Annotated in this window: 11 protein-coding genes; 9 read left to right on the forward strand and 2 right to left on the reverse strand. The window is 66.0% G+C overall.

The window, feature by feature from the left end; translation table 11 throughout:
* Nucleotides 1-55 precede the first annotated feature (55 nt).
* The 7 genes from ACLP4W_RS24260 (at nucleotide 56) to pknB (ending at nucleotide 9973) form a co-directional block, all read left to right on the forward strand.
* The gene (locus tag ACLP4W_RS24260; RefSeq protein WP_442389938.1) at nucleotides 56-1726 is read left to right on the forward strand and encodes a DUF3662 and FHA domain-containing protein; all 1671 of its coding nucleotides are present in this window, start codon (nucleotides 56-58) and stop codon (nucleotides 1724-1726) included.
* Between the two features lie 125 nt (nucleotides 1727-1851).
* A complete protein-coding gene (locus ACLP4W_RS24265; RefSeq protein WP_442389939.1) occupies nucleotides 1852-2319 on the forward strand; it encodes an FHA domain-containing protein FhaB/FipA in 468 nt (155 codons plus the stop codon).
* The gene (locus ACLP4W_RS24270) at nucleotides 2316-3830 is read left to right on the forward strand and encodes a PP2C family protein-serine/threonine phosphatase (RefSeq protein WP_442389940.1); all 1515 of its coding nucleotides are present in this window, start codon (nucleotides 2316-2318) and stop codon (nucleotides 3828-3830) included. The genes ACLP4W_RS24265 and ACLP4W_RS24270 overlap by 4 nt, the downstream gene beginning before the upstream one ends.
* Nucleotides 3827-5236 (forward strand): FtsW/RodA/SpoVE family cell cycle protein, encoded by a 1410-nt coding sequence (locus tag ACLP4W_RS24275; protein ID WP_442389941.1) that lies wholly within the window; start codon nucleotides 3827-3829, stop codon nucleotides 5234-5236. Before ACLP4W_RS24270 ends, ACLP4W_RS24275 begins: the two co-directional genes overlap by 4 nt.
* Nucleotides 5233-6711, forward strand: coding sequence for a D,D-transpeptidase PbpA (pbpA, locus tag ACLP4W_RS24280; RefSeq protein WP_442389942.1), 1479 nt, complete (start codon nucleotides 5233-5235; stop codon nucleotides 6709-6711). Before ACLP4W_RS24275 ends, pbpA begins: the two co-directional genes overlap by 4 nt.
* Nucleotides 6708-8099, forward strand: a complete 1392-nt coding sequence (locus ACLP4W_RS24285) for a serine/threonine-protein kinase (RefSeq protein WP_442389943.1) — start codon at nucleotides 6708-6710, stop codon at nucleotides 8097-8099. The genes pbpA and ACLP4W_RS24285 overlap by 4 nt, the downstream gene beginning before the upstream one ends.
* The gene (gene pknB / locus ACLP4W_RS24290; RefSeq protein ID WP_442389944.1) at nucleotides 8096-9973 is read left to right on the forward strand and encodes a serine/threonine protein kinase PknB; all 1878 of its coding nucleotides are present in this window, start codon (nucleotides 8096-8098) and stop codon (nucleotides 9971-9973) included. Before ACLP4W_RS24285 ends, pknB begins: the two co-directional genes overlap by 4 nt.
* On the opposite strand, the gene ACLP4W_RS24295 is transcribed toward pknB, so the two are convergent.
* The gene (locus tag ACLP4W_RS24295) at nucleotides 9951-10634 is read right to left on the reverse strand and encodes an aminodeoxychorismate/anthranilate synthase component II (RefSeq protein WP_442389945.1); all 684 of its coding nucleotides are present in this window, start codon (nucleotides 10632-10634) and stop codon (nucleotides 9951-9953) included. The two genes, pknB and ACLP4W_RS24295, sit on opposite strands and share 23 nt — an antisense overlap.
* 47 nt (nucleotides 10635-10681) lie before the next feature.
* Nucleotides 10682-11425, reverse strand: a complete 744-nt coding sequence (locus ACLP4W_RS24300) for a DUF881 domain-containing protein (protein ID WP_442389946.1) — start codon at nucleotides 11423-11425, stop codon at nucleotides 10682-10684.
* 137 nt (nucleotides 11426-11562) lie between these two features.
* Here ACLP4W_RS24300 and crgA point away from each other — a divergent pair, with 137 nt between their 5' ends.
* Nucleotides 11563-11844, forward strand: a complete 282-nt coding sequence (gene crgA / locus ACLP4W_RS24305) for a cell division protein CrgA (RefSeq protein WP_442389947.1) — start codon at nucleotides 11563-11565, stop codon at nucleotides 11842-11844.
* A 155-nt stretch (nucleotides 11845-11999) separates the two neighbouring features.
* On the forward strand, nucleotides 12000-12306 hold a 307-nt coding region (locus ACLP4W_RS24310), incomplete at its 3' end, for a PH domain-containing protein (RefSeq protein WP_442389948.1).

The following is a 12306-nucleotide window of genomic DNA, read 5'->3' on the forward strand; positions in this document are numbered from 1 at the left end:
TCGTTTGCCTCGCTCCCCGCGGTACACCGTGGCAAGTGCGGGCGAGCACTAAACGATGAGTAGCCACCTGGGCCTCGTTCAACGTTTCGAGCGCAGGCTCGAGGCGACGGTAGACAATGCGTTTGCCCGAGTGTTCGGGGGATCGATAGTCCCGCAAGAGGTGGAGGCGCTATTGCGCCGCGAATCCGACGACGGCGTCCGGGTGCTTCAGGGAAATCGCCTTTTGGCCCCGAACGAATACATCATTACCCTCGGTATGCACGACTTTGAGAAGGTGGGCGCCGACCCGGATCTCACGTCGGGCGTTTTCGCTAGGTACGTGGCTAACTATATCCATGAACAGGGGTGGCAAACGTATGGTGATGTGGTCGTCCGGTTCGAGCAGTCGTCGAGCCTGCACACCGGTCAGTACCGCGCCCGCGGTGCTGTCAACCCCGACGTCGAGCCCCGCCCGGCGGACAACGATTCCCTCCGGCCACAATCAAATCATGCGTTCGGCGCAGAACGAGGAGTAGCACCAATGACCGACAATTCGAGCTACCGCGGAAGTCAGGGGCAGGGGCAGCCCGGTGACGAGTACTACGACGAGCACTCCGGGCGTCCGCAGGACGCTCCGCGCGGTGGCCCGGAGCCGCAGGGCGCGCCGGACCCCCGAGGCGGCTATCCACCCGAGCAGGGGGGCTACCCACCCCAGGGCGGATATCCGCCGCCTCGCCACCCCGACCAGGGTGGCTACCCCGACCAAGGGGGCTACCAAGACCAGCGCGGCGGCTACCCCGAGCAAGGCGGCTACCCCGAGCAGGGCGGGTACCCCGAGCAGGGCGGTTACCAGGGCCAGCGCGGTGGCTATCCCGATCAAGGCGGTTACCAAGAGCGCGGGTACCAGGGCGGCTACCCAGACCAGGGGCGCGGCTACCCCGATCAAGGGCAGGGTGGTTACCCGCCCTCGTATGAGCAGCGTCCTCCGGCCCCGGGCGGCTATGGCGGCCAAGGCTACGACCAGGGCTACCGGCAGGGCGGTTACAGCCCGCCCGGCGCCGGTCAGCCCGGCGGTGGCCAGCCGGGCTATGGCGATTACGGTCGCGGGCCGGCTCGCCAGGACGAGGGTGGCTATGCCCCGCCGGCGCCCCCCGGGCCGTCCGAACAGCGTCCGGCTTACCCCGACCAGGGCGCCGGGTACGACCAGGGCTACCAGCAGGGTGGGGGATACGGCCAGCAGGACTATGGCCAGGGCGACTACACCCAGTATGCCGAAAGCGTTCCGGGCGGAGGGTACGCACCTCAAGGCGGTGGATACGCCGATACCGCCCACCGCGATTACGAATACGGCCAGCAGGCTGACTATGGCCAGCCGGCCGACTACGGTCAGCCAGCCGACTACGGCCAGCAGGCGGGCGGCGGCTACGGCGGCTACGGCCAGGGCGGCTACGGGTCCGCCGGAACTTCGGTCACCTTGCAACTCGACGATGGCAGCGGCCGGACCTATCAGCTGCGCGAAGGCTCCAACATCGTGGGTCGCGGACAAGACGCCCAGTTCCGGTTGCCGGACACCGGGGTGTCGCGGCGTCATCTGGAGATCCGCTGGGATGGCCAGGTCGCTCTGCTCTCCGACCTCAACTCCACCAACGGCACCACCGTCAATAACGCACCGGTACAGGAGTGGCAGTTGGCCGATGGCGACGTGATCCGTTTGGGCCACTCGGAGATCATCGTTCGCATTCACTGAACGCACCGGGCTCAAGCTGCCGTGCTTCGCCCCGCGGCGACCACCGTCCAAGTATCGTGACGTTGCTGATGTGCTCGGCGTCACGAGTACAACGGGTGCCGGCGCTAGGACGGAAAGGACGTCAGATGCAGGGACTAGTACTGCAACTGACGCGTGCCGGATTTTTGATGTTGTTATGGGTGTTCATCTGGTCTGTCCTGCGGATATTGCGGACCGATATTTATGCGCCCACCGGTGCTGTCATGGTGCGTCGCGGCCTGGCGTTGCGCGGCACGCTGCTGCCCTCGCGTCAGCGCCGCCACGCCGCCCGCTACCTGGTGGTGACCGAAGGGGCGCTGGCGGGTGCGCGCATCACCCTCACGGGGCAATCGGTGTTGATCGGACGCGCTGATGACTCGACCCTGGTGCTGACCGATGACTACGCCTCGACACGGCACGCCCGGCTGTCTCAGCGCGGTTCGGAATGGTACGTCGAGGATCTAGGATCGACCAACGGCACTTACCTTGACAGGGCGAAGGTGACCACCGCGGTACGAGTTCCAATCGGAACGCCGATCCGGATCGGCAAAACGGCAATCGAGTTGCGCCCGTGACCCTGGTCCTGCGATATGCCGCCCGCAGCGATCGCGGCCTGGTACGTGCCAACAACGAAGACTCCGTCTACGCGGGCGCGCGACTTCTGGCCCTGGCCGACGGCATGGGCGGCCACGCCGCCGGCGAGGTGGCCTCCCAGTTGGTGATCGCCGCACTGGCCCATCTCGACGACGACGAACCCGGCGGCGACCTGCTGGCCAAGCTCGATGCCGCGGTGCGCGCCGGCAACTCGGCGATCGCCGCACAGGTCGAGATGGAGCCCGACCTCGAGGGGATGGGCACCACCCTTACTGCAATCCTGTTCGACGGCAACAGGATTGGGTTGGTCCACATCGGTGACTCGCGCGGCTATCTGCTGCGCGACGGCGAGCTGGCCCAGATCACCAAGGACGACACGTTTGTCCAAACCTTGGTTGACGAAGGGCGAATCACCCGGGAAGAGGCACACAGCCACCCGCAGCGGTCCCTGATCATGCGGGCGTTGACCGGGCACGAGGTCGAGCCGACGTTGACCATGCGAGAAGCGCGCGCCGGTGATCGCTATCTGCTCTGCTCGGACGGGCTATCCGACCCGGTGAGTGACGAAACCATCCTCGAGGCCTTGCAAATCCCCGATGTCGCCGAGAGCGCCTACCGCCTCATCGAATTGGCGCTCCGCGGCGGCGGACCCGACAACGTGACCGTCGTCGTCGCCGACGTCGTCGACTACGACTACGGCCAAACCCAGCCGATTCTCGCCGGTGCGGTATCGGGTGAAGAGGATCAACTGACCCTGCCCAACACCTCCGCCGGCCGCGCCTCGGCCATCAGGCCCCGCGAAGAAGTAGCTAAACGCGTTCCGCCGCAAGCGGATACGTCTAGTCGGCCCCGGTGGTCGCGGCGGCGGATGGCGGTCGTTATCACGCTCGTGGCGCTGCTGATCCTGGCGGGCCTGGGCATTGGCCGAGCCATCATCCGGAGCAACTATTACGTCGCCGAATACAACGGCATGGTGTCCATCGTTCGCGGAATTCAAGGATCGCTGCTGGGCATGTCCCTGCATGAGCCCTACTTGATCGGCTGCTTGAACCAACGCAACGAGCTATCCCTGATCAGCTCCAGCCAGACCGGCGGTCATCTCGACTGCCACCTGATGCAACTGCAGGATCTGCGCCCTCCTGAACGCGCACAGGTTCAGGCGGGGCTTCCGGCCGGAACTCTGGATAACGCCATCGGACAGCTGCGCCAACTGTCCGCCAACTCCCTACTGCCGCCGTGTCCATCCCCCCGCGCCACCTCTCCGCCCGGGTCCCAGGGCCCGACCAGTGCGGGCGGGACAACGCAGCCAAACCCCACAGCACCCACTAACGCCTCCAGCGGTACCCCCTCCATCAGCACGAGTTCGACCAGCAGCCCCGCAAGCGCCACACCCGCTGCGCCCGCGACCACGGCGCCCACCACGTCCCAGACGGTGACTGCACTCCCCCCACCCCCACCTCAGCCAGGAATCGACTGCCGGGCGGTGGCATGACCACACAAATCCAGCCCCCGGTTGCCGTTACGCCTCCGCTGCCCACTCGGCGCAACGCCGAACTGCTGCTGTTGTGTTTCGCCGCACTGATCACCGTCGCCGCGTTGGTCATCGTCGAGGCCAACCAGGAGCGCGGCTTGCGGTGGGACCTGGCCAGCTACGGGCTGATCTTCCTGGTCGTGTTCGGAGGCGCACATCTGGCCATCAGGCGCTTCGCCCCCTACACCGACCCGTTGCTGCTGCCAATAGTGGCCTTGCTCAACGGACTTGGCCTGGTGATGATCCACCGGCTCGACCTCGTCAACAACGAGCTGAGCGGCCGTCGTCACCCGAGCGCAACCCAGCAGATGCTGTGGACCCTGGTCGGGGTGGCCGCGTTCGCGCTCGTGGTCACCTTCATGAAAGATCATCGACATCTTGCGGGCTACGGCTACATATGCGGACTCACGGGCCTGGTGTTGTTGGTGATTCCCGCGCTGCTGCCCGCGTCAATGTCCGAGCAGAACGGCGCCAAAATCTGGATTCGCTTCTCGGGCTTTTCATTTCAGCCTGCCGAGTTTTCCAAGATTTTGCTGCTAATCTTCTTCTCAGCGGTGCTGATCACCAAACGCGGTCTTTTCACCAGCGCCGGCAAGCATGTCATGGGCATGACCCTGCCGCGCCCGCGAGACCTCGCGCCGCTGCTGGCCGCGTGGGTGATCTCGGTCGGTGTGATGGCCTTCGAAAAAGACCTCGGCACTTCGCTTTTGCTCTACGCGTCATATCTGGTGGTGGTTTATCTCGCCACTCAGCGCTTCAGTTGGGTCGTCATCGGCTTGCTGCTGTTCGGCGCGGGAAGCGTTGCGGCGTATTTCATTTTCGAACACGTCCGGATTCGCGTGCAGACATGGTGGGATCCGTTCGCCGACCCCGATGGCAGCGGCTACCAGATCGTGCAGTCACTGTTCAGCTTTGCCACCGGCGGCATCTTCGGCACCGGGCTCGGTAACGGTCAGCCCGACACCGTGCCGGCCGCGTCGACCGATTTCATCACCGCTGCATTCGGTGAAGAGCTCGGGCTGGTCGGGCTGGCCAGCATTTTGATGCTGTACACGATCGTCATCGTGCGCGGCCTGCGCACCGCGATCGCGACGCGCGACAGCTTCAGCAAGCTGCTTGCCGCGGGTCTGGCGTCGACGCTTGCCATCCAGCTGTTCGTCGTCGTCGGCGGCGTAACGCAGCTCATTCCGCTGACCGGGTTGACCACACCGTGGATGTCCTACGGTGGCTCCTCGTTGCTGGCGAACTACGTGCTGCTGGCCATCCTGGCTCGCATCTCGCACAGTGCCAGACGGCCCCTACGCACCCGCGCGCACCACACATCGCCGATCGCGGCGGCCGGCACCGAGGTAATCGATCGGGTATGAACGCCTCACTCCGCCGGATCTCGATGACCGTGATGGCGTTGATCGTCCTGCTCTTGCTCAACGCCACGATGACGCAGGTCTTCGCCGCTGACGGGCTGCGTGCCGACCCGCGAAACCAGCGAGTGCTGCTCGACGAGTATTCGCGTCAACGCGGCCAGATCATCGCGGGCGGCCAGCTGTTGGCCTACTCCGTGGCCACCGACAGCCGGTTCCGTTTCCTGCGGGTCTATCCCAACCCTGCCGTGTACGCGCCGGTTACCGGCTTCTACTCGCTGCGCTATTCCAGCTCGGGCCTGGAACGCGCTGAGGACCCGCTGCTGAACGGGTCCGACGAGCGACTCTTCGGGCGCCGGCTGGCCGACTTCTTCACCGGTCGCGATCCGCGCGGTGGCAACGTCGACACCACGATCATTCCGCACGTGCAGCAGGCCGGCTGGGACGCGATGCAGCAGGGCTGCGGCGGGCCACCGTGCAAGGGAGCCGTCGTCGCGCTCGAACCGTCCACCGGCAAGATTCTGGCCATGGTGTCGTCGCCGTCCTACGACCCCAATCTGCTGGCGTCACACGATCCCGAGGTGCAGGCGCAGGCCTGGCAGCGGCTTCGCGACGACCCCGACAATCCGCTGACCAACCGTGCCATCTCCGAGACCTATCCACCCGGTTCCACGTTCAAGGTGATCACCACGGCGGCGGCACTGCAGGCGGGCGCGACCGAAACCGAGCAGTTGACCGCGGCGGCCTCCATTCCGCTGCCCGGCAGCACCGCCACTTTGCAGAACTACGGTGGCGCGCCCTGCGGCAACGAAACGACGGTGTCCCTCAGCCAGGCATTCGCCCTGTCCTGCAACACCGCATTCGTCCAGCTCGGGATCCTCACCGGAGCCGACGCGCTGCGCAGCATGGCGCACTCGTTCGGACTGGACAGCACGCCCAGCGTAATTCCGCTGCAGGTCGCCGAGTCAACCGTCGGGATAATCCCGGATGCCGCCGCGCTGGGGATGTCGAGCATCGGCCAGAAGGACGTCGCGCTGACACCGCTGCAAAACGCCGAAATCGCCGCGACCATCGCGAATTCCGGGGTGATGATGCAGCCCTACCTGATCGACAGCCTCAAGGGGCCAGACCTGGCCAACATCAGCACCACCGCCCCCTACCAACAGCGCCGCGCGGTGTCGCCGCAGGTCGCGGCTAAGCTAACAGAGCTGATGGTCGGCGCCGAGAAGGTCGCGCAACAGAAGGGGGCCATTCCCGGCGTGCAGATTGCATCCAAGACCGGTACCGCAGAGCATGGCACCGACCCGCGTAACACTCCACCGCACGCGTGGTACATCGCGTTCGCGCCGGCACAGACGCCGAAGGTCGCCGTGGCGGTGCTGGTGGAGAACGGCGGTGACCGCCTCTCCGCCACCGGCGGGGCGCTCGCCGCGCCGATCGGGCGGGCCGTGATCGAGGCCGCGCTACAGGGAGGACCATGAGCCCGCGAGTTGGTGTGACGCTGTCTGGCAGGTACCGTCTGCAGCGCCTGATCGCCACCGGTGGCATGGGCCAGGTGTGGGAGGCGGTGGACAGCCGCCTGGGCCGGCGCGTTGCGGTCAAGGTGCTCAAACAGGAGTTCTCCCAGGACCCCGAGTTCATCGAGCGGTTCCGCGCCGAGGCCCGCACCACCGCGATGCTCAACCACCCCGGGATCGCCGCCGTCCACGACTACGGCGAAAGCCAGCTCGACGGGGAGGGACGCACCGCCTACCTGGTGATGGAGCTGGTCAACGGCGAGCCACTGAATTCGGTGCTCAAGCGCACCGGACGGCTCTCGTTGCGGCACGCGCTGGACATGCTCGAGCAGACTGGCCGGGCTCTTCAAGTTGCCCACGCCGCCGGCCTGGTACACCGCGACGTCAAACCGGGCAACATCTTGATCACCCCCACCGGCCAGGTGAAGATCACCGACTTCGGTATCGCCAAGGCTGTCGACGCCGCGCCGGTGACCCAGACCGGAATGGTGATGGGCACCGCCCAATACATCGCCCCCGAACAGGCCCTGGGTCACGACGCGACCCCGGCCAGCGACGTCTATTCGCTGGGAGTCGTTGGGTACGAAGTAGTTTCGGGTAAGCGACCGTTCACCGGCGACGGCGCCTTGACGGTGGCAATGAAACACATCAAGGAACCCCCGCCGCCGCTACCCGCCGAGCTGCCGCCCAACGTGCGCGAACTCATCGAGATCACGCTGGTGAAGAACCCCAGCATGCGCTACCGCAGCGGGGGACCGTTCGCGGACGCAGTGGCCGCGGTGCGGGCCGGCCGTCGTCCCCCGCGACCCAGCCAGTCGCCGCCCCCCGGGCGGGCCTCGCCGGCAACCATTCCGTCCAGCCCGACGACCAGGCCGGCAGCCTTGTCCAGTGGCCGAGGCGCCACGCCCCGCCGATCGCGGCCGTCGACGGGTGGCCACCGCCCGCCCCCGCCCCGGCGGACGTTCTCGTCGGGCCAGCGGGCGCTGCTGTGGGCCGCGGGAGTCCTTGGCGCGCTCGCGATCATCATCGCGGTGCTCATTGTCATCAATTCCCGCTCGGAAAACCCGCAGCAGTCACCGCCTCCGACGGTGACCGATACCGGGACTCCGCCCGCGACGGGGCCGCCACCGCCGACCAAGACTCCCACCGGTGCCGGCCCCGGCCGAGGTTTACGCCTTGATTGGACGGATCGCGGGACCATAGGTAATTCTGGATTTCAGAGCACTGCGCCCGAACCCACCCCGGTTGATGATGCGGGCCGGAACGACCCGAGGAGGACCCGGGCAGGCGCAACGGGCTGGGTTATTTTGGCGCCCAGCACGTCGCCGGCCCGATACGAGACATCGCAATGACCACCCCTCAACACCTGTCCGACCGGTATGAACTCGGCGAGATCCTCGGTTTCGGGGGTATGTCCGAGGTTCATCTGGCCCGCGACGTCCGTTTGCACCGCGACGTCGCGGTCAAGGTGCTGCGCGCCGATCTGGCCCGTGATCCCAGCTTCTATCTGCGCTTCCGGCGCGAGGCGCAGAACGCCGCGGCGCTGAATCACCCGTCAATCGTCGCGGTCTACGACACCGGCGAGGCAGAAACGCCTACCGGCCCGCTGCCCTACATCGTCATGGAGTACGTCGACGGGGTCACCCTGCGGGACATCGTGCACACCGACGGCCCCCTGCCTCCCCAGCGCGCCATCGAGATCATCGCCGACGCTTGCCAGGCGCTGAACTTCAGCCATCAGAACGGCATCATTCACCGCGACGTCAAGCCGGCGAACATCATGATCAGCGCCGCCAATGCGGTCAAGGTGATGGACTTCGGCATCGCGCGCGCGATCGCCGACAGCGGCAACAGCGTCACCCAGACCGCCGCCGTGATCGGGACCGCCCAGTATCTGTCACCCGAACAAGCCCGCGGTGATCCCGTCGACGCTCGATCCGACGTCTACTCGTTGGGTTGTGTTCTTTACGAAATCCTCACGGGGGAACCACCTTTCACCGGTGATTCGCCCGTGGCGGTTGCCTACCAGCATGTCCGCGAAGATCCGGTTCCGCCGTCCAAGCGGCACGAGGGCATCTCTGCCGACCTCGACGCCGTCGTGCTCAAGGCGCTGGCCAAGAATCCGGAGAATCGCTATCAGACCGCGGCCGAAATGCGTGCCGATCTAGTCCGGGTGCACAACGGAGAGACCCCGGAGGCACCCAAGGTGTTCACCGACGCCGACCGCACCTCGCTGCTGTCGTCCGCAGGAAGCCACGGCGGCCCACGCACCGACCCGCTGCCTCGCCAGCCCCTCGACGAGACCGACCGCGATCGCCCCGGCGGTTCGATCGCCCGCTGGGTCGTCGCGGTCGCCGTGCTGGCGGTGCTGACGATCGTCGTCGTCATCGCCGTCAACACGTTCGGCGGCAATACCCGCGATGTTCAAGTGCCCGACATGCGCGGTCAAGTGTCCGCCGATGCCATTGCCGCCCTGCAAAACCGGGGCTTCAAAACCCGCACCCTGCAAAAGCCCGACTCGGCGGTCCCACCCGACCACGTCATCAGTACCGATCCCGGTGCCAACGCTTCGGTGGGTGCGGGCGACGAAATCACCATCAACGTCTCCACCGGGCCCGAGCAGCGCGAAGTGCCCGATGTCTCCTCGCTGAGCTACGCCGACGCGGTCGGCAAGCTGAAAGCCGCCGGATTCAGCAAGTTCAAGCAGGCGAACTCGCCGTCGTCCCCGGAATCGTTGGGCAAGGTCATCGGGACCAATCCGCCGGCCAACCAGACGTCGGCGATCACCAACGTGATCACCATCGTTGTCGGCTCCGGGCCGGAGACCAAGCAGGTCCCCGACGTCGCGGGTCAGACCGTCGACATCGCGCAGAAGAACCTGACCGTCTACGGGTTCAGCAAGTTCAGCCAGGCACAGGTGGACAGCCCGCAGCCGGCCGGTGAGGTGATCGGCACCAATCCGCCCAAGGGCCAAACGGTTCCGGTGGACTCGGTGATCGAGCTGCAGGTGTCCAAGGGCAACCAATTCATCATGCCCGACCTGACCGGCATGTTCTGGACCGACGCCGAACCCCGGTTACGCACGCTGGGCTGGACAGGCGTGCTGGACAAGGGTCCCGACGTGGACGCCGGTGGCTCCCAGCACAACAAGGTCGTGTATCAGAACCCGCCGGCCGGCACCGGGGTCAATCGGGACGGGATCATCACGCTGAAGTTCGGTCAGTAGCCAGCGAAGCCGGGAAGTGTGGCCGCACCGCGGCGCGGACCTCGTTCTCCAGTCGGCGGACCAGCGTGTCGTTGCGCGCCCACCCGCAATAGGCCAGCCAGTTCGCCAACATTCGGTGTCCGCCCTCGGTCAGGATCGACTCCGGATGGAACTGCACACCGTGAATCGGCAGCTCGGTGTGACGCACGGCCATGATCACCCCGCTGCGGGTGCGCGCGGTGACCTCCAGCACCGCGGGCAGCGATTCCGGCAGGATCGTCAGCGAGTGGTACCGGGTCGCCGTGAATGGATCCGGAAGCCCTTGTAACACACCAACATTGGTGTGAAATATGCTGCTGGTCTTGCCGTGCAACAACTCGGGCGCGCGGTCCACCGTGGCGCCGAATGCGACGCCGATGGCCTGGTGCCCCAGGCAGACGCCGAGCAGCGGGGTGCGCTCCGCGGCGCAGGCACGGACCAGGCTGATCGAGGCACCCGCGCGTTCCGGGGTGCCCGGTCCGGGGCTGAGCAGGACACCGTCGAACTGCGCGGCGACGGCGGTCTCATCGGAGAGCCGAGCGTCGTCGTTGCGCCACACGTCCGCCTCGACGCCCAACTGGCCCAGGTACTGCACCAGGTTGAACACGAAGCTGTCGTAGTTGTCGACGACCAGGATGCGCATCGTGTCAGGTTACCGCCCGGCGCTGCGCCGATCCCGTCCCGTCGGCCTCAGTACGCAACGGGCCCCGCGGGCTGTGCGAAGTGCATTCGGACCGGTTCGGAATGGCCGACGATCTGCACATCCGGCTTGACCTCTTCGTGATAGCCGAGGCCGAACCGCACCACGTACTGCTTGTAGAGGATGACCAGGGGAGCGGCGGCCAGAGCGGCTTGCATGGCTGCGGCATTGCCGATCGCGGTGATCGTGTAGGGCGGGCTGTATGTACGCCCGTTCAGCAAGAGCGTGTTGCCGACACAGCGAGGCACCGAGGTCGCGATGATCCGCTGGTCCTGCATCTGGATCGCCTCCGCGCCGGCGCTCCACAACGCGTTGAGGACGGCCTGAATGTCCTGCTGGTGCACCACCAAATCGTCGGGCGATGCGTCGCGCGGGAAGCGGCCATTGGCGTCGCGCTGCGCGTCGTCCAGGGTCACCACGAGGCCCGGGCCGTGGACCGGGTCCATGTCGGCCTCGCTCGCCAGCTCGGCGGACCGCCGCAGCATCGCCGCCAGCGCGGTATCCGAAGACCGGCCGTGCGTCGAGTCGATTCTGTTGGCCAGCTCATCGCGTTCGGCGCTCAGGTGGCTCACCGACGACTGCGCCTCACGAACCAGATCGACCAGACGCGGCGCGTCACTGCGGCGGATCTCGGCGCCACCGGACACGCCGTGGGTGGCGGCGAGCAGCAACCCGGCGAGCAGGCAAACCAGCGGGACACCGAAGCGCCATGGTGAGCGGCGCGTGTCGATCATCGAGTCTCCATTTCCTGGTCACCGTGCCAGGTGAGTTAATCTCGTAGCCAAGCTATACGTGCAGCTGCCGTCGTCATCGTGGCACCCCGTCCCGCTACCGTGTTGTTGAGGTACTCCCGAGATACCCCGAGGTAATCATGCCCAAGTCCAAGGTCCGCAAGAAGAACGATTTCACCGTCAGCGCCGTCAGCCGCACGCCGGTCAAGGTGAAAACCGGACCGTCGAGTGTGTGGTTCGTTTGTTTGTTTGTCGGCCTCATGCTGATCGGGCTCGTCTGGCTGATGGTGTTCCAATTGGCCGCCGTCGGAAGCCAGGCCCCGGCGGCGCTGAACTGGATGGCGCAACTCGGCCCGTGGAACTATGCCATCGCGTTCGCTTTCATGATCACTGGCTTGTTGCTCACAATGCGCTGGCACTGAACAAGACCAAGAACCTAATGAATTCATCTTGGTGGCTGTCTGTTACTGGCTCAGCAACCTTACGGTCACCCAATCACACGCGTGTGATTTATCCCCACTGTTGATAGCGCTTGTGGATAACCGCATAGGCAGTGGTGGGAGGGTCTAGGCAGCGCATGCAGCAAACTCAATGGGCGCCGCGTACGGCGGGAATCGCTGGTTGTGGACTCGGCGGTGTTCTGATGGCTATCGCCTGTGTGACCCTCGTCACAGACCCGCCAGGGCGTGTGATGACCGGACTTGCCGCAGCCGGTCTGATCTTGTTTGCGAGCGTCTCGTGGCGTGCGCGCCCCAAGCTGGCAATTACCCCGTCCGGCCTGGCTATCAAGGGGTGGTTCCGAACGCAGTTATTACGCCGTCCCGACATCAAGATCATCCGGATCACCGAGTTCCGCCGGTACGGCCGCAAGGTCCGGCTTCTCG

Origin of the sequence: Mycobacterium sp., from assembly GCF_052145595.1 — a bacterium.
Classification (GTDB): domain Bacteria; phylum Actinomycetota; class Actinomycetes; order Mycobacteriales; family Mycobacteriaceae; genus Mycobacterium.

Coding starts and splice junctions, on each gene's coding strand:
- ACLP4W_RS24260 (WP_442389938.1), top strand. CDS start 56: ATGAGTAGCCACCTGGGCCTCGTTCAACGTTTCGAGCGCAGGCTCGAG.
- ACLP4W_RS24265 (WP_442389939.1), top strand. CDS start 1,852: ATGCAGGGACTAGTACTGCAACTGACGCGTGCCGGATTTTTGATGTTG.
- ACLP4W_RS24275 (WP_442389941.1), top strand. CDS start 3,827: ATGACCACACAAATCCAGCCCCCGGTTGCCGTTACGCCTCCGCTGCCC.
- pbpA (WP_442389942.1), top strand. CDS start 5,233: ATGAACGCCTCACTCCGCCGGATCTCGATGACCGTGATGGCGTTGATC.
- ACLP4W_RS24285 (WP_442389943.1), top strand. CDS start 6,708: ATGAGCCCGCGAGTTGGTGTGACGCTGTCTGGCAGGTACCGTCTGCAG.
- pknB (WP_442389944.1), top strand. CDS start 8,096: ATGACCACCCCTCAACACCTGTCCGACCGGTATGAACTCGGCGAGATC.
- ACLP4W_RS24295 (WP_442389945.1), bottom strand. CDS start 10,634: ATGCGCATCCTGGTCGTCGACAACTACGACAGCTTCGTGTTCAACCTG.
- ACLP4W_RS24300 (WP_442389946.1), bottom strand. CDS start 11,425: ATGATCGACACGCGCCGCTCACCATGGCGCTTCGGTGTCCCGCTGGTT.
- crgA (WP_442389947.1), top strand. CDS start 11,563: ATGCCCAAGTCCAAGGTCCGCAAGAAGAACGATTTCACCGTCAGCGCC.